This is a genomic window from Bacillus cereus group sp. BfR-BA-01453, from assembly GCF_022662915.1.
GTDB classification, from domain to species: domain Bacteria; phylum Bacillota; class Bacilli; order Bacillales; family Bacillaceae_G; genus Bacillus_A; species Bacillus_A paranthracis.
This window is the reverse complement of the sequence record NZ_JAKUEN010000004.1, coordinates 335,330-352,225: the sequence shown is the minus strand read 5'-3', so window position 1 is coordinate 352,225 and position 16,896 is coordinate 335,330. Positions and strand designations below refer to the sequence as shown.

The following is a 16,896-nucleotide window of genomic DNA, read 5'->3' as shown; positions in this document are numbered from 1 at the left end:
AATTAGAGTGCACTTTATATAAAATTTAGCTTTTAACTTTTAAGCACTTACTACAGCAGCAACTTTATCCATACAAGAAATAAATTGAGTAATAAATGCATCAATTTCTTCTTTTGTAATTATATACGGCGGAAGTAATCGAATAATATTCCCTTGTGTTACATCGACTAACATTCCTTTATTCATTAACTCAATCTGTAATTTCTTCACATTTTCATTCGTGTCATTCACACTTATCCCAAACATCATCCCCGCATGACGCACTTCCTGAATATAATACGAATTTTCTTTCTGAATGTCTTGCAGTTTTTCATTCAAATATAGTGACGTTTCATAAGCTTCTTGCATTAACCCATCATCAAGTAATGTATTTAATACAGTTAATCCTAAAGCCGTCCCCATTGATGAATGAGCAAATGTTGTGCCGTGATCTCCTGGCGCAAATACATCACATAACCTTTCACCTACAATAATTCCGCCAAGTGGTATCCCGCCTCCTGCTCCTTTACCAATTTGAATAATATCTGGTGTAATATTGCAATTTTGATAGGCAAATAGTTTCCCTGTTCTCCCCATACCACTTTGCACTTCATCAACGATAAGTAGTACATTATATTTCTCACATAAGTTTTGAACACCATGTAAATATTCACCCGATAATGGATAAATTCCCCCGCTTCCTAATACAGGTTCTAACAGAATTGCAATTGGATTTTCATGAATTATTGTCTCTTCTAATTGCTCTATATTCTCGCGCTCAACTTCATATACTGGGATCGATGTTTTCGGGAAATTTTGATATACACTTTCTTGTCTTGTAAAATGAAGTGCCCCCAACGTACGCCCGTGGAAACTATTCTTCAACACTACAATTCCTTCACGTTCTTCATGCATAATAGCTCTATATTTATCAATTAATTTCAACGTTGTTTCTGTCGCTTCTGTACCTGAGTTTGTAAAAAAGACCTTTCCATTTTTTAAAGAGCAATCAACTAATTTCTTTGCATATTCAATCGCAACTGGATTTAAAAAATGAAACGGTAGATGCAACGATTTCGTAACTTGATCCATTGTTGTTTGTACGATTTTCGGGTGATTGTATCCTAATACATTTACTCCGACACCAGAAAATAAATCTATATACTCTTTACCATCCACATCATACAGCTTACACCCTTCTCCTCTTTCTATCGCAAGCTTTGTACGACAGTACGTTGACATCATATACTCTTTATCTAATTGAAACCAATCTGACATGTTACATTCCTCCTAGTTATTTTCCCTGTTTTATTTATGTTCATTTTCTATAAAGTCATGTATAAATTCATTTTTAAGATTGAAATTTTAATAGTAATGTTCTTCCCGATATTCATTTTTCCATAATTTCTTCTATTTCAACAGGTCCACTACATACGCGTTTTTCTCATCTAGCGGTCTGTTACTATTTTGAGCTTTGCGTGTTATACATAATCAAGGCAATAAAATCATATTTAGTAACAATGGACGAAAAAGATTTGGAGGCTATATTGATGAATGAACACTATGATAAACAGAGACAATCTTTACTAAGGAAAGACTTTAATGATAATGGAGAACGTAATGAACAAGCTATACTTCACTCTCAAACAGTTGGTTCACGTGGACCTGTTCTAGAGCAAGATAGTGTGCTTCACGAGGCGTTACAACAATTTATTCACGAAAAAATTTTAGAAAGACCTGTTCATGTAAAAGGATTTGGTGCGTTCGGTTATTTTCAAACAATCTATCCAATGCCCGAACATACGAAACTAAATTTCCTACAAAATGCTAATGAGAAAGTTCCCGTTATGGTGAGATTTTCATTAGCTGTTAGCACGAAAGGAACACCTGATACTTCTAGAAATGTACGCGGTTTTTCTACAAAATTTTATACTAAAGAAGGTATTTTCGATCTATTATGTAATCACATTCCTGTCTTTTCTGTACGCGATCCGATGCGTTTCCCTGAAACCATTCAAGCGTTGTCACCTTCACCTAAAAATAACTTAATAGACCCTAATAGATTTTGGAGCTTTGTCGCTAGAGCACCTGAATCCATACATTTCGTTGTCCGTTTGTACTCTGATAATGGTACGGCCAAAAGCCTTCGCCACATCCCAGGACATAGTGTAAATACATATGTTTGGAGAAATGCAGAAGGCAATCGAAAGTATGTAAAGTATCATTGGTACCCATTTGAAGGTGTACAATTCATTACTAGCGAGGAAGCAAATAAACTGGCTGCTGAAAACCCAGATTATAGCGGGAAAGATTTATATGATGCAATTGCAAATGGTAAACCAGTGGAATATGGTTTATATGTCCAGCTCATGAACCCGAAAGATGAAGCGCATCTTTCTTATGACCCTCTAGATGATACAAAAGTATGGGATGAAAAGGTGTATCCTCTTATACCAGTAGGCAAAATGGTATTAAACAAAAACCCTGAAAATTTTATGGAACAAATAGAAAAAGTCGCTTTCTCCCCTTCTAATTTACTTGACGGTGCTGAATTATCAGATGATAAAATGTTGCAAGGACGTGCAAACATTTATAGTGATTCTCAAAGAAGAAGAATTGGTCCTGAATTTCGTAAATTAGCAATTAACCAACAGCAAGATTGGACACCTGCTAATCAAATAACGAGCGGTGACGGAAGGTACGTTGAAGGTAAACTTGAGAGAACTTCTATACCGAAACAAGATGACTTTACGCAGCCTAGTGAATTTTATGCGAAGTTAAAACCGATAGAAAAAGAACATCTTGCTGAAAACTTAGCTAGTGACTTGAAAGTTATATCCGATGATATTAGAAAGGTCGTTCTAGGGTATTTTCATAAAGTGTCAGCTGATTTGGTGAAGAGGATTGAAACCGAAATAGAAAAATAATAAGACGAAAGCACACATCGACTTTTATTCATACAAAAGAGCCATTTATCTAACCGTTTTTAGTCAGCTAAATGGCTCTTTTTTATTTTTTCACCACATTATATCTTTTCAAAACTACACTTCCGAATTTATTAAATATCCGATCCATCAAGAAGCCCATCAATCCAAGAATAACAAGACCAACAAAAATCCAATCTGTTTTGAAATATAACCTTGCATTCCAAATCATATAGCCAATTCCTTCATTAGCTGCAACCATTTCAGCTCCAACAATGGCCATAAATGAGGATCCCATCGCAAGCTTTGCCCCCGTATAAATATAAGGAAGTGCAGCAGGTATGATGACATGGAACATAATTTGCCATTCTGATGCTCCCATACTTCTCGCTGAACGAATTTTATCTTCTTCCACAGCTTGCACACCGGTAATTGTGTTAATCGTCACGATAAAGAAAGTTGCATACGTAATGAGGAAAATTTTAGATTGCTCTCCAATACCAAACCAAAGCATAAATAATGTTATAAAGGCAAGAGGTGGAATAAAGCGAATAAAATTGATAACGGGATCAAATAGCGCTCTTAGCCATGGGATTCGGCCAATTAATAACCCTACTGGAATAGCTACAAAATTCCCTAAAATCCATCCAGCTACTACTCTTAAAAAACTAACTCCTATATATATAAATAAGGAACCATTTTGACTCAGTTCAATCGCTCCATACAAAACTGCTATCGGACTTGGCAAAAATTGCGGATCAGAAAACCTCGCCACAACACTCCATATTGCAAGGATAAGTATCCAAGCGATAATTCCACTTTGTAATAGCTTCTTTTTTAAACCAGTTTTGAAATTATTTGTTTCATAAATAGTATCTTTTCTTGCACTCTCATCTTTCAATGCGCTCATATTGGGACCTCCTTTCAATCAAAGTGTGATTGGATCATTTGATAATAGTAATTAAATTCTTTATCTGTAAATGTTCTCTGATACGGTAGTGGAATATCGTAAATCTTTTCAATTTTTGAAGAAGGTCCTTTAGACATTACCCCTATTCTTTGCCCAAGTAATAGAGCTTCCTGAATATCATGAGTGACAAAAATAATCGTTTTGTTTGTTTCTTTCCAAATTCGAATTAACTCTATTTGCATCGTTCTTCGATTCATTGCATCGAGCGCTCCAAATGGTTCATCCATTAATAAAAATTCCGATTCGTTGGCTAAAACACGTGCTAATTGGACTCTTTGTTTCATACCTCCAGAAAGTTCTCTTGGATATTTTCCTTCATGCCCATCTAGCCCAACTAGTTTTATATAATAAGAGGATATTTCGTTTCGAGTCTGCTTTATCATTTTTTTCATTTTCAAACCAAATTCAACATTTTCTTTAATTGTTAGCCACGGAAAAAGTGCTGCGTCTGCTTGTTGAAAAACAACACCGCGATTTCTGTCCGGCTTTTTTATTTCTTCATCATTTACCATAAGTTCTCCTGATGTTCTTTCAACAAATCCAGCAATCATACTGAGTAATGTAGATTTCCCGCATCCGCTCGGGCCAAGTAATATAAAAAATTCACCATTCCCAATTGTTAAATTTACATTTTCTAAAACAAATTGTTCATTATTAAATGATTTAGATAATCCAGAAATAGAAATGGCTACAGGAGATTTCAATACTTCTTTTTCACTTACTGTACTCAACATATTTCACTCCTATTCTATTTATAAGTAACAGATTCAGGGAAAGCTTTTTTAAGTGCTTCAAGATTAATTTTATCTTTCAATTCATATTTATCTTTCAGTTTCCCTTTCTCTTCTAACCATACTTTCATATCTTCTAAATGTTTTGCGTCCTCCTCTGTAAATCCAAGAACATAGTTTTGTCTTTCAATATCTTTTAACGCATCTTTCTCTGGTAGTTTCAATTGCTCAAAAGCAAGCTTAGCGGTTTCTTTTTTATTGTTATCTACATATTTAATACCCTCAGATAAAGCCTTAAGTGTGTTTTCAACAGCTTTTGGATTCTTCTCAACAAATGATCTTTTTGCTAGTAGATAGCTGTCAATTGTGACACCCGCACTTTCTAAATCACCTAATTTTGTTACACCTTTTATATTTTTAAATTTATCCTTTAATGCACCAGAACTCCAAACAGCATCTATATCACCATTTTTCATCCCTACAATAGCTTCGTCTGGTGTACTATATGGAACGAAGGTAATGTCCTTTTCATTAATATGTTTCGCTGCCAAATATTTCGCCCAAACATACTCTGTTACTGTCCCTTTAGGTACACCTAACTTTTTACCTTTTAAATCATTTTCTGTTTTAATCTCCTCTTTAACTAGAAGCTCATTGTCTTTTGATGATTTTTCATTTCCTCGAGTAAGTGTTGAAATTACGACCATATCCCCTTTTCCTAAAGAGTTTAAAAGAGCATAATCGGCAGCAAGACCTGTATCAGCTTGTTCGGTTAATACCGCATTAACTGTATCAATTCCATAAGCAAAATTCGATAGTTGAGCTTTAATACCATTTTTCTCAAAATATCCTTGTTTCTCGGCAGCTCTAAACTGAAAAGATCCGCCTGCAGCTGTATCTATAGCTAGTTTTACTATGGTCGTTTCTTTCCCATTACTTTTTGTCGTTCCCGCACTTCCATTCGAGCATCCTGCGACAGCTAAACTAGTAATCATTGATAAGCTTAAAAATAAAGGCTTTAGTTTCACCATTTATCATTCCTCCCGAACAATTCGTCTCACTAAAATATTACGTTACATTATTACAAATAAAGAAATGGCAACATTTTGTCAGTTAATTTTAATAAGTGGGGGAAATTACTCTCCCCACACTTTAAACTCTTAGCGTTAACCTCGTTTTTTATTTGTTTCATCCAATGTCGCTACACAGAAATCTCCGGTGCCGTAAGATTGTGTCCCTTCAACTGTCACAACGGATTCCGTACCAGTTTCTGCTGCATTTGGCACTCTAAATGCAGCTATATCAAGAGGAATGATTTCTTTCTCCTCTGTTTTTTCTAATTGAGGCACCCACTCATACGGAACACGATACGCACGGTAAACCATATTTGAGTTTCTGTTATTTTTATAGGGTGAAATATATTCCCATACAAGCTCATGCTCACGAGTAACTTCAAAAATCCGACCATCTGCTCCTTCTGTAATCAATGTATTTCCGTTTGGTAGCCTTTGGGCCGAACTAATATATGGACTGTAAAATCGATACGAATCTAATGGAGCTTGATATCCAGCTTCAGTTGGCGTATATTGCCATTCAATTTCTAAAGTTACTGGATTAATTTCTAAAATCCTCGAATGATCACGAACAGCATTTTTGGAACCGTATGGAGATGCAGGGTTTGGGAGACCGTATCCTGCCCAACCACCATTATCAAATACGAGTAAATTCCCTTCTCCAGGCAATCCTTTTGGAATGATATGTGCATGATGTTGTCCAATAATCCATCCTAAATGCTTAACATCTGGGCTAGAATAATCAGGACCTAGTTTCCAAACTATATTTCCTGTCTTCTTATCAATAATGGCAATTATATTTGACTCCCTAGCATCCCAAATAATATTATCAGGATGAAAACGTTTATCTCCTTGGTCATAAAACTTATTCGGACCAATTGTAGACATAGAATTTATATGCATCCAATCTCCATCCGAATTACCACCAAAGGATCTAATATTAGGATTACGGAATAGTACATTTTTAGCACTTTCATCAAATCCAAGTTCTTCAAAATGATCACTGACAGCCCATTCCCAAATAATATTCCCTTCCCAATCTACTTCAATAATTACATCATCTAATAACGGCTTATCGGATATATTTGGATTATGTACATTTTTGTGTGCTAAAATTAGCGTATTTCCACTGTCTGTTTTCGGTTCTAATTCTGGTGCATAGTAGCCAACGGGATTCCCCTCACGTTGATAATCATGATGAGCTCTAGCCATCCACTGCGAATCATGGCCTGGGTCTTTAATGTATTCCAGACGGTTAAATCTCCAGACTATGTTTCCTTCCCAATCTACTTGAACTAAATCTACTTCATCTTGAAAACCATACTCAGGATCTCTTTGTGCTGTATGACCAAAAACATATCCGCCTGGTAATAACTTATTTGGAAACCCGCGCAGTCCTTTCCATAAGTGTACTTCCTTTCCATTCATATCAATTAATAACGCACCATGATCTGCAGCTTGATATATTGTATAACCACTCCAAGCTTTCCCGGGATTATATACTGTTGCTCCTGTTGGATAAATTGTTGGATGTCCCATTCTTTCCACTCCTATTCATATTATATTTTTTGAATTTTCAGTCCTAAATAACTAGACTAATTGTATTCTTCGTTACTCCTCCCTATTCTCATTACTTAGTTTCATAATCGTATGAGAAAGTTGTTCTAAATTATGGGCTAAGCGTTTAAAAACTTCGGCCTGCACTTGTAATTCTTCTGTTGAAAATCCATCGAATAAAACAGACATAAAACTTGTTCTTATATTATTATTTCGTTTTATAAATTTCAGGCCATCTTCAGTAATATCAAGTAAAGTGATTCGTCTATCTTCCTGATGACGTTTCCGAATAGCCAGGCCTCTTTCTTCTAACTTATCGCATAATGCCGTAATCGCTCCTGATGTAAAATCAAGTTCTTCTGCTAAATCAGTTAGACGCTGCTCACCATCTCGAATAATTTTGTTTAATATTAAGATGCCCGGCAACATAATACCTTCAATCTTAATTTTGTCACGTTCCTTTACAAACTTACGGACCATTTTACGAAACAACCAATCTGTTTCTTCGATTAATGTTGGCATAGTTTTATTCATATCTCCTCCGCTCCTTGCTCTATGAATAATACAAAAAGGCACGAACACATTTCAAAATTATGAAATGTATACGCGCCTTTGGTTATCCAATCAGCTATTCAAATTGTTTTAGCATTAAAATAATGAGTGGTAAAATAAGTAATATCCACATATTAATCCATCAATTCCTATGTGTCAAGTATGTTTTAAATATATATTTTCCTAATTTATCTATTTGCTCTCGTTTAAGGTTATTTTTGAGATTATTTATATGTAACCCCATTTATAACAATACATCTAAAATATAAAACTCCCCCACTTTACATAACTACTGTAGCGGAGGAGTTCTTTCTAATATTGCTTTATCAAATTCACCGGCGAAGCAACTACCCTTTCACTTTTCACGTCATATAGCCCTATAGGTGTTACCCGTATAAATGGCAAATGCGTCGCCGAAAAGAATAAAATTGTAAATGCTGGATCGTTATATGCGTAACCTCGCTCTTGCAGTAAATTCACCATCTTTTTCTCTTTCTGTATTAACTCGCTCATTTTTAATTCAGACATAATCCCAAGCAATGGTAATGCTATTTCGTGTAATACTTCATTCTTTTCAGCTATAACCATTCCCCCGCCAAGTTCTTTTATCCTGTGAAAAGCTGTAAGCATATCTCCTTTACTCTTTCCGACAAGAATGATGTCACCCGTACCAGAATAAGAGCTAGCAAGCCCACCTAGTTCTTTCGCAAAACCTTTCACAACTGTATTCACTTGCCAACTGCCATCACGAGCAATCATCATAAGAAAACATTCTTCATGATCTGTGGACAATTCATCACAGTCTATGTCAATTTCACTAGTATATAGCTTTGTTATAACGTTATTTAATAAGTGTATACCCGTTTTATTAGAGAAAATCATATCCTCTTTTTCTATGGACCGATCTAATGATAATGGAGTTACTTTACATTTACTCCAGTCTATATGTAATGCTTCGTGTGTATTTACACAGTCACGCTTCACCCATTGTCCCTTTGCAATTACGCTCGTTGGCACTGGGTTTTCTTTACTTTCTAAAATATTGATATTAGCAATTCTACCTGTCGCAATCGAACCATGTATATGCTCCATATTATAATAACGAGCAATATTATAACTTGCCATTTGATACGCATCAATTAATGGAATACCTTGCTCAATCGCTATTTCTATCAACCTATTCGTCATTCCATTTTCATAAAAGGACGGATGTGAACCGTCTGTTGTAAAAATGAATCTATCAAACTGCTTTACTCCTAGTTCCAACAATTCTTTCAGTAACACTTCTAAATCTGGACGGATTGAAGAATTCCTAAGAGAAACTGTATAACCTTGCATAAGACGGGCAAAAGCTTCCTGCCCTGTCATCGCTTCATGATCACAATCTGTACCTAAAAGCTTTAACTTTGCTAAAGTCGTTTCAGATGCTCCTGGAAAATGCCCTTCCACTTTTTTATGTAATCGTTTCGTTTCCTGTACCCAATGTAACATTTCATTATCGCCATGTAATAATTTTGGCCATGCTGTTAACTCGCCGCCTTGCAGAACTGCTTCATGCTGTAGCCACTTTATTATTTCTTCACTATTAAATAAAGATTCCCCGTTTTGCAATTCAGTTTGTCCATCAAAACGACACCACCAATACATACTAGCTGGAATCTTTGTAAATTCATCTAATAAATAAAATGATTCTTCACGCTTTAATGTGAACAATAAAGTCAAATTATCATTAATAAAAGTTGTTGTCCCAAATTGCATCGCATGATTCGCTAATGTCTCTGGATTATATAATTGATACGGATGTGCATGTGGCTCTATGTAACTAGGAACGACATACTTTCCATCACAATCAATGACTTCACATTCATGTAATTGCTCTGGTAGTTTTTCTCCTACATATACAATTCTGTCACCATAAATCCAAATATTCGCTTTCACCCATTCACGCATGTAGGAATTTAAATATGTTGCATTCCTTAATACAATGTGTGGACTTCTCGTGCCGTCTATTACTTCAACATGTTTTCGTAATTGCTCGTTACTCCATCTGAACTGATTTTGTCCCAATGTATTTCACTCCAAATCAATTTACTTTTTTTTAAAAATAAAATAATTAACAAACTAAAGTATTATCCATTCATAACTCCCCTGTATAGCCCTATACCTCTCATTATATGGAATACTCCAAAAAATAACAATTTTCAAAACAAACAACAACTCTTTGTCCCTCAACAAAAAGGATGTCATGCAACTGACATCCTTTTTATACTAAACTATAAGATTGAATTGCACTTTGAAATACACTTGTATCATATTTATGTTCTACATATACTTAATACCATATCATGAATGTTAATACTGTCCTTATTTGTGAAATTTAAAAAGCATCTCTTTTATTTACAACTATTGCAGAACCCCATTCGCTTTCTCTTCATCTATTTATTAAATTCAACTTGCATCATTTTATCAAACTGTGTAAGAATATCAACTGGACCTAAAGAGTTAACATTGACAGCAAATGTATGCTTGCCTCCAATTACTCCACCAGCAAAAGTCATAAACCCAGGAATTGATCCTCCGTGCCCCCATACTGAGACACCATTTGGAAGTTTAGTCTCATAGATTCCAAGACCATATCCATCACCAATCCCTTTTCCTTCTATAGGAACTGTAGTAAGCATTTCTTTTAGCTCGCGTTCCTTCAGTAACTTACCACCGAGTAAAGATGAAAAGAACTTGTTTAAATCATCCGCATTAGAAATCATATCTCCAGCTGCATTAGCTAAACTCGGATTATAATACGTAATGTCTTTCAACTCGCCTGTTTCTTCCATTTTCACATATCCACGAGCATGATTCTTTCCTGGGATGACAGGTGAATTACCTGGTAAAAACGTATTTGGCAAGTCCAAAGGTTCAATAATTCGCTTTTCGATTTCTTCCGCATAACTATTACCAGTTATTTTTTCAATAAGCATTCCTAGTATTACGTATCCTGTGTTTGAATACGACCAGCCTTTACCTGGCGAAAAATCCGAAGGCAGCGCAAGTCCTATTTTCACTATTTCTTCTGCTGTATACGTTTTTTTCGAATTCATTATGTCAGCATCTTTTGACTTTAAGTATTCAGCGATACCACTTGTATGATTCAAAAGTTGACGTATCGTAATTTGATTACCATCATACCCATTTCCTTGAATGAGACCCGGTAGCCACTTTTCAATTGAATCGTCCAGTTGTACGCGATTTTCTCCTACTAATTGAAGAACAGTCGTGGCGGTAAAAGTTTTCGTCACACTACCAATCCGAAAGCGATAATCCGATTTCACCGGTTTCTTAGTACTTAAATCTGCTACGCCAGCAGTATAACTACTAATTTTTCCTTTATTAGATGTCTTAGCTAATACCCCCGGCGCCCCAATTTGTATTGTTTCCTGCATTACTTGTTTCCATCCATTCCGATTCTTTTGATCATGTACTTTTGACGAATTCGAAATACTTTGAGTAGACTCTGCTTTCACAGTGAAACCAGGTGTAAATAGAGTAGTACCCGCTAATAAAACTGTCAAACTTGCTAACTTCATTGAATTACGTTTTTTCATAAGGATTTCTCTCCCCTATTCATATCGTATTGATTCAAGCTATACTTTCATCCTATATGATAAAACTGTCTTTTTTCTTATCCATTCCTTACGAAATACTTACGTTTAAATTTAAATAAAGTAAACTGGTGAAAAGTTATGCATGCAAATAAAAAGAGAACATGTTTTCATTTTTTATGTAAACATGTTCTCATAAACATTTAAAATTCTATATCAACTTTTCATCCTATTCTTTACACAACTAATCTAAATTCATTTTTACCAGCCTGCACTAGCATTCATTCCATTTCCAATAATAGAAAGTAATAGTGGCCATAATACTGGCCCTAACGTAAGCAGTACATTTAGAAGTATAAGTATTCTATATCCACCGGTGAAATTATGATTTTTACGATTCACAAATACGAGACTGACTAATGAGATTATGGTCGTTAAAAATAACACTAACATTACCAACCAATACCACACCATTAAACTGAGACTCCATGGTGTTAATAACTCGTGTATGATGCAAAATGAGATTCCTAATACCGCAAAACTAAAGCTAGTCACCGCTGTTTTTATAAGCCATTTACTTATTTTTTTATCGTATGTATGTTTACAATATAAATCTATTAAAGTATATAAAGATAAATATGCCATGAATACGCCTACCCAAGACAATAACCAGTCTCCGTCCCCTTTGAATAATAAGAACAGCAACCAACACATACTTACTGCAGAAAAAACAAAGGAAATAAGTATGCTTTTTAATACCGATTTCATTACATTTTCACACCCTTAAAAAACTTAAAAATTAATTATAATTTATAAAAATTAAGTATAGGTTAACATGTAATGAAGTATAAGTAAATAAAGTTAATTTACAGTTAACTTTATTTTCTTATTTGAAGGCAGTTTTATATATGAAAATGATTCATGATAATCAAATTTCTCTACAAAAAAGTAAAGGTGGATATTTACATATCCACCTTCCCATCTCCCTCTACCCACTTCATTATTTTTTCCACATCTAACTCCGTATACGCCTTTTCACCATAACGAACAGACTCATATAACGAAGTAATATTTCTCGTTCTACTAATTCTTTTTAACCACTGTTGCATCGTTTCATAGGATCTTCTCTGTTCATGAAATGGTAATGTTCTTTCCCATTCCACTAACGTTTTTCTTATCGTATCTTTAGGTAACGGTTGTTCAAACTGCTGCTTCACTTTCTTGTTCTTTTCGGTTCTATCCGTATTTTCTTTTGTTATCGATTGTTTATCCTGTTCTATTTCTGATTTCTTTGCCTTTTTCCTCGTTAATTTATAAAAAGCATATAGAATAACTACTGCAATAATTACATAAAAAACGACACTAATCCATGCATTTGAAAGAACAGAGAATATGTCTCCCCATGAACTTTTCTTTTCGAAACCTTTAAATTTTTTACCCGTTGTCGTTCTCTCACCATTATCTCCTACTTTTTTCTTTTCTATAGGTGTTCCATAATCTTCAGTATCACCGTAATTTATAGTTTCCTCATAAACTTTTTCAGATTTCTTTTCAGTAAAAAAACGCTCTTTTACTATGTCTTGCACATGCACAACACCTTGTGATAACGTTATCGCACTAACCGTGAATAAAAGTATGATGAAAACTCTAACACTCCAAATCTTCACTTTCACATGTCGCCCTTTATTAGCCATGACATAAACCCCTTCTTATTCTTTTATTACAACCCATTTATTCGTTCTGCTATATTTTCTTGGGGAAGTACCAAGAATTAAAGGAACTGCATCCAATTCTTTTCGACGAAAGCCTGCTGTGTAAAAATAAGTAGAAGATACAGGGGTATCTTGATCCGATATTGAGGCAAGTACTTTTAATACATTTTGCAAATGTTTCCGGTTATGACCGTTCTTAATATGCAATAATCCATTGTCTTTTACGCTATTAATCCATACTTCAAATGAACAGTTTTGTATGAGCAATTGTTTACATATGCCTGCTGTTAATTCAATTAGTTCCTCTGTATCATTTCGCAAAGAAATACCACTTTTATTTTGCAAGTTGAGGTAAATCGCGTATTTATCTGATTGCGTTCGCTCGTACTTTTTCGCGGTTATCGTCCCTGTTTTCGCTGTTGCACTCCAGTGGATGGAACGAAAATCTTCATTTTCATAAGACTTTACCCCCATTACTTTCGTTTCGTCATATAAGGGTGAAGACATCGCTTTTCGAAATCCTCGTGACCATTCTTGTAATTCAGGAACTTGTATTTTCGGAACAGCAGGTAAAACTAAATAAGACGGCGTTTCAACCTGTTTATATGTTATATGGTTCGTTATGAATCCAAAGAGATCCGTAATGACAATTTCCACTTCTCCCCATTTCGCAATTCCTCTTTTTACAGCTACTGCTTGCAAATCAAATGAAACTGACTCCCTTCCTTTTAAATGTAAATTCATATAATAATTTGAACCTGTATTCGTATTTTTGTTTATTTCATCATGACTCCAAGTTAGCTTATTTTCACATTTAAATCGAAATACGATATTGAAAATAGGGAATAACGACTTGTTTGAAATTTTCATTTTGCACACATTCGCTTCACCTATAAAAATGTTTGAATTTCCTTGGCTATATTCCCATTCAATACGAGATACTTTACGTATGTACACATGCATCGCACCTACTAAAATTACATACAAAAATACGAGAGATAAAAACAGTAGATTACTTGAAAATACACATAAAATAACGGCTATAACTGACATAACTCCCATTACGAATGGCTCCGCTAAAGGTGTATACACAAGCTGTTGATTCATCATACATTCTCCACTGGCACACTAATCGTATGAAGAATTTCTTTCATGATTTGTTCTTTCGTTGTTTTCATCTCCCCCTCAATCGTTAACGTTAAACGATGAGCGCAAATAGATGCAGCAAGTATCTTTATATCATCTGGTGTACAGTAATCTCTTTCATATAATATAGCCCGTGCTTGAATCGCTCTCATAAATGCCAACGTCCCCCGCGGGCTTACACCAATTTCAATTAACTCATGTTTACGAGTTGCCTCAATAATTTCAAGAAGATAATCTTGCACATCATTTCCTACTAATACTTCTCTTGCACGTTTTTGCATCATAATAATTTCTTCACTTGAAATAATAGAGTGTAACTTTTCTAACGGATCATTCATTTGAAACCGATTCATCATTTCCTTTTCAGCTTCTCTCGTCGGATAACCTTGTCGAATCGTAAGTAAAAACCGGTCTAATTGAGCATCTGGTAACGGAAATGTGCCCGCGGATTCGAGTGGATTTTGTGTTGCAATTACTAAAAAAGGTTCTGGTAATAAATGTGTCTGTTTCGCAATCGTAACCGTACGTTCTTCCATAACTTCGAGTAACGAAGATTGTGTTCTCGGTACAGCACGATTAATTTCATCCACTACTACTATACTGGCAAAAATAGGACCTAACCTCGTTTTAAATTCCGATTCCTTCACATCAAAATATTCAAGACCAATAACATCTCCGGGCAAAGTATCCGCTGTAAATTGTATTCTTTGAAATTTTGCGTCCACGCTTTTAGCCAAACTTTTCGCTAGTGTTGTTTTTCCTGTCCCCGGTACATCTTCTAATAAAATATGTCCTTTTGCTATGAGAGCTATAGCTGCAAGTTCAATCGCTTCATCTTTTCCTATAATAACCTTCGAAATATTGTTCATGATTTTCTTTAATGTACTCATATATTTGCCTCCTACTATTATTAATTCTGAAAATTAAGAATAATTTATTTCCAAATTATAACACATCGTGATAGAAGTAAATATATTCTTATGAAAATAAAAAAGATGACTCCAGCAACACGCTAAAGTCATCTTTTTCACCATATTATTTTACTAACTCTCCATTATAAGCCTTTATATCTAAAGGAGCAGTTAAAAATTGTTTTGCTTTACTAACGAAAGATGTGAAGTGTTCACTCGTATTATGACTCGCAACTGCCTCTGCATCTTTCCATACTTCTACCATCGTATATACATTTTCTTTTTCTGTATCTTTATAAAGGTCATAAGATACATTTCCACTTTCTTCTCTTGAACTATGAATGAGCGGATTAATTTCTTCTAAAAATGCTTGTTGTTTCGCTGGATCTACTTGAAATATTGCGTGAATAATAATCATGGTGTTTCCCCTCTCATATTCCACTTATTTATTTAAAATTACTTCCACTCAGCAACTTTTTCAACTGGAAGACGTACTGATTGGTAACCACTGTCAGCAGCTTTTCCGATTGAAATTAACATAACTGGTACGTAACGTTCTTTATCTAGTCCAAATGCTTCTGCGATTTGGTCTTTTTCAAATCCACCAATTGGACAAGTATCGTAACCGTGAGCACGAGCTGCTAGCATAAATTGCATTGCTACAAGACCACCGTCAATAAGTACAGTGTCTTTCATTACTTCTGGTGTAACCATTGAGAAGTAAGCTGAAAGTTTTTTCATTTGGTCTTCTTTTACTTCTGCCGGCATGAAACCGCGCTCTACTGCTGTTCCGTAAATTTCTTCTGCGTTATCAAAGTTGTTTAAATCACCAAATAAAGCGATCATCGCTGAAGATGTTTCTACTTGAGATTGATTGAATTTCGCAAGTGGCGCAAGTGTTGCTTTCGCTTCGTCACTTTCAATTACTAAAAATCTCCATGGTTGCATGTTTACTGAAGATGGTGCAAGTGTTGCTTCTGTAAGAATTTCTGTCATTTCTTCTTTGCTAATTTTCACTGATGTGTCGTACTTACGAATTGAACGACGTCCTGTTAAAATTTCGTTAAAATTATTTGTTTTTACTGAGTTAGTCATAGTTGTATTCTCCCTTTTTTATAATTCTTTTATATTTTCTTGAATGTGATTTAACATATTTAAAAGATTATCGCGTTCTTCCTCACTTAATCCTTTAAATGCAGATGCTGCAAAACGTTCTTTTTCCTCTTGAAACGCCTGAATTTTATTTCGTCCCTCTTCAGTAAGAGAAACTAACGTAATTCTGTTATCGTCTGGATTTTTACGTCTTACAATCATTCCGTTTGCTTCTAGCTGTTTTAAATGCCTCGTTATCGCAGCATTATCAATATTCACTTCTTGCTGAAGTGCTTTTTGACTAATTTCACCTACTTCAAATAATTGAAGTATAAGCTCTAATCGAGACTGGCTCATACCCGTACACCCTTCAAATTTCGAACTTACTTCTTTATTTAGAAAGTGTAATTTATATAAAATAATCGCTTCTTTTGAGCATGAACTTGTCAAATTAACCCTCCTTTACAATCAAAATAAAAACATTTGATGTATCAATAGTTGATATGTCAATTAATATAATCTATATCGATTTAGAATGCAAGCATTTTGTTTTCATTTTATTTTTTCCAAATTAAGGCCCTTTGTAGCGTTACAAAAAATGTAAATTACATTATAATAGTAATAATTTAAATGACTGGAGAGTGATTGTA

16 protein-coding genes are annotated in these 16,896 nt (G+C 34.7%); 1 reads left to right on the top strand and 15 read right to left on the bottom strand.

Annotated elements, in window-relative coordinates; all coding sequences use genetic code 11:
- Positions 1 to 39: 39 nt before the first annotated feature.
- Positions 40 to 1,257, bottom strand: a complete 1,218-nt coding sequence (locus MR070_RS11865; protein WP_001286493.1) for an aspartate aminotransferase family protein — start codon at positions 1,255 to 1,257, stop codon at positions 40 to 42.
- Between the two features lie 272 nt (positions 1,258 to 1,529).
- Between MR070_RS11865 and MR070_RS11860 the strand changes: the two genes are divergently transcribed.
- Complete coding sequence (locus MR070_RS11860; protein ID WP_242261363.1) at positions 1,530 to 2,906, top strand: catalase; 1,377 nt, start codon at positions 1,530 to 1,532, stop codon at positions 2,904 to 2,906.
- An 82-nt stretch (positions 2,907 to 2,988) separates the two neighbouring features.
- Here MR070_RS11860 and MR070_RS11855 read toward each other — a convergent pair whose 3' ends face one another.
- From MR070_RS11855 to MR070_RS11790, 14 genes are all read right to left on the bottom strand, one after another.
- The gene (locus MR070_RS11855) at positions 2,989 to 3,813 is read right to left on the bottom strand and encodes an ABC transporter permease (protein ID WP_242261362.1); all 825 of its coding nucleotides are present in this window, start codon (positions 3,811 to 3,813) and stop codon (positions 2,989 to 2,991) included.
- Between the two features lie 14 nt (positions 3,814 to 3,827).
- The gene (locus MR070_RS11850; RefSeq protein ID WP_242261361.1) at positions 3,828 to 4,607 is read right to left on the bottom strand and encodes an ABC transporter ATP-binding protein; all 780 of its coding nucleotides are present in this window, start codon (positions 4,605 to 4,607) and stop codon (positions 3,828 to 3,830) included.
- Between the two features lie 14 nt (positions 4,608 to 4,621).
- Positions 4,622 to 5,635 (bottom strand): ABC transporter substrate-binding protein, encoded by a 1,014-nt coding sequence (locus tag MR070_RS11845; RefSeq protein ID WP_242261360.1) that lies wholly within the window; start codon positions 5,633 to 5,635, stop codon positions 4,622 to 4,624.
- A 135-nt stretch (positions 5,636 to 5,770) separates the two neighbouring features.
- The gene (locus MR070_RS11840) at positions 5,771 to 7,216 is read right to left on the bottom strand and encodes an aryl-sulfate sulfotransferase (RefSeq protein WP_242261359.1); all 1,446 of its coding nucleotides are present in this window, start codon (positions 7,214 to 7,216) and stop codon (positions 5,771 to 5,773) included.
- Between the two features lie 72 nt (positions 7,217 to 7,288).
- The gene (locus MR070_RS11835) at positions 7,289 to 7,768 is read right to left on the bottom strand and encodes a MarR family winged helix-turn-helix transcriptional regulator (protein WP_313933809.1); all 480 of its coding nucleotides are present in this window, start codon (positions 7,766 to 7,768) and stop codon (positions 7,289 to 7,291) included.
- 330 nt (positions 7,769 to 8,098) lie between these two features.
- A complete protein-coding gene (locus MR070_RS11830; protein ID WP_242261357.1) occupies positions 8,099 to 9,853 on the bottom strand; it encodes an adenine deaminase C-terminal domain-containing protein in 1,755 nt (584 codons plus the stop codon).
- Positions 9,854 to 10,221: 368 nt separating this feature from the next.
- The gene (locus MR070_RS11825; protein WP_242261356.1) at positions 10,222 to 11,388 is read right to left on the bottom strand and encodes a serine hydrolase domain-containing protein; all 1,167 of its coding nucleotides are present in this window, start codon (positions 11,386 to 11,388) and stop codon (positions 10,222 to 10,224) included.
- Between the two features lie 258 nt (positions 11,389 to 11,646).
- Complete coding sequence (locus MR070_RS11820; RefSeq protein WP_000843847.1) at positions 11,647 to 12,153, bottom strand: DUF3902 family protein; 507 nt, start codon at positions 12,151 to 12,153, stop codon at positions 11,647 to 11,649.
- A 194-nt stretch (positions 12,154 to 12,347) separates the two neighbouring features.
- Positions 12,348 to 13,079 carry a signal peptidase II gene (locus tag MR070_RS11815; RefSeq protein WP_242261355.1) on the bottom strand — a complete coding sequence of 244 codons (732 nt, stop codon included), beginning with the start codon at positions 13,077 to 13,079 and terminating at the stop codon, positions 12,348 to 12,350.
- Between the two features lie 15 nt (positions 13,080 to 13,094).
- Positions 13,095 to 14,204, bottom strand: a complete 1,110-nt coding sequence (locus MR070_RS11810) for a DUF58 domain-containing protein (protein ID WP_242261353.1) — start codon at positions 14,202 to 14,204, stop codon at positions 13,095 to 13,097.
- The gene (locus MR070_RS11805) at positions 14,204 to 15,133 is read right to left on the bottom strand and encodes an AAA family ATPase (protein WP_242261351.1); all 930 of its coding nucleotides are present in this window, start codon (positions 15,131 to 15,133) and stop codon (positions 14,204 to 14,206) included. The genes MR070_RS11810 and MR070_RS11805 overlap by 1 nt, the downstream gene beginning before the upstream one ends.
- 145 nt (positions 15,134 to 15,278) lie before the next feature.
- On the bottom strand, positions 15,279 to 15,572 hold the full coding sequence (locus MR070_RS11800) for a putative quinol monooxygenase (protein WP_242261348.1): 294 nt from the start codon (positions 15,570 to 15,572) through the stop codon (positions 15,279 to 15,281).
- Positions 15,573 to 15,610: 38 nt separating this feature from the next.
- Positions 15,611 to 16,249: a nitroreductase family protein gene (locus tag MR070_RS11795; RefSeq protein WP_242261347.1), complete on the bottom strand. Its 639-nt coding sequence runs from the start codon at positions 16,247 to 16,249 to the stop codon at positions 15,611 to 15,613.
- A gap of 18 nt (positions 16,250 to 16,267) precedes the next feature.
- Positions 16,268 to 16,696, bottom strand: a complete 429-nt coding sequence (locus MR070_RS11790; protein ID WP_000204166.1) for a MarR family winged helix-turn-helix transcriptional regulator — start codon at positions 16,694 to 16,696, stop codon at positions 16,268 to 16,270.
- Positions 16,697 to 16,896 lie beyond the last annotated feature (200 nt).

Excerpts from the sequence above, each read along its gene's own strand:
- MR070_RS11865 (WP_001286493.1), bottom strand. The coding sequence starts at position 1,257 with ATGTCAGATTGGTTTCAATTAGATAAAGAGTATATGATGTCAACGTAC.
- MR070_RS11860 (WP_242261363.1), top strand. The coding sequence starts at position 1,530 with ATGAATGAACACTATGATAAACAGAGACAATCTTTACTAAGGAAAGAC.
- MR070_RS11855 (WP_242261362.1), bottom strand. The coding sequence starts at position 3,813 with ATGAGCGCATTGAAAGATGAGAGTGCAAGAAAAGATACTATTTATGAA.
- MR070_RS11850 (WP_242261361.1), bottom strand. The coding sequence starts at position 4,607 with ATGTTGAGTACAGTAAGTGAAAAAGAAGTATTGAAATCTCCTGTAGCC.
- MR070_RS11845 (WP_242261360.1), bottom strand. The coding sequence starts at position 5,635 with ATGGTGAAACTAAAGCCTTTATTTTTAAGCTTATCAATGATTACTAGT.
- MR070_RS11840 (WP_242261359.1), bottom strand. The coding sequence starts at position 7,216 with ATGGGACATCCAACAATTTATCCAACAGGAGCAACAGTATATAATCCC.
- MR070_RS11835 (WP_313933809.1), bottom strand. The coding sequence starts at position 7,768 with ATGAATAAAACTATGCCAACATTAATCGAAGAAACAGATTGGTTGTTT.
- MR070_RS11825 (WP_242261356.1), bottom strand. The coding sequence starts at position 11,388 with ATGAAAAAACGTAATTCAATGAAGTTAGCAAGTTTGACAGTTTTATTA.
- MR070_RS11820 (WP_000843847.1), bottom strand. The coding sequence starts at position 12,153 with ATGAAATCGGTATTAAAAAGCATACTTATTTCCTTTGTTTTTTCTGCA.
- MR070_RS11815 (WP_242261355.1), bottom strand. The coding sequence starts at position 13,079 with ATGGCTAATAAAGGGCGACATGTGAAAGTGAAGATTTGGAGTGTTAGA.
- MR070_RS11810 (WP_242261353.1), bottom strand. The coding sequence starts at position 14,204 with ATGAATCAACAGCTTGTGTATACACCTTTAGCGGAGCCATTCGTAATG.
- MR070_RS11805 (WP_242261351.1), bottom strand. The coding sequence starts at position 15,133 with ATGAGTACATTAAAGAAAATCATGAACAATATTTCGAAGGTTATTATA.
- MR070_RS11800 (WP_242261348.1), bottom strand. The coding sequence starts at position 15,572 with ATGATTATTATTCACGCAATATTTCAAGTAGATCCAGCGAAACAACAA.
- MR070_RS11795 (WP_242261347.1), bottom strand. The coding sequence starts at position 16,249 with ATGACTAACTCAGTAAAAACAAATAATTTTAACGAAATTTTAACAGGA.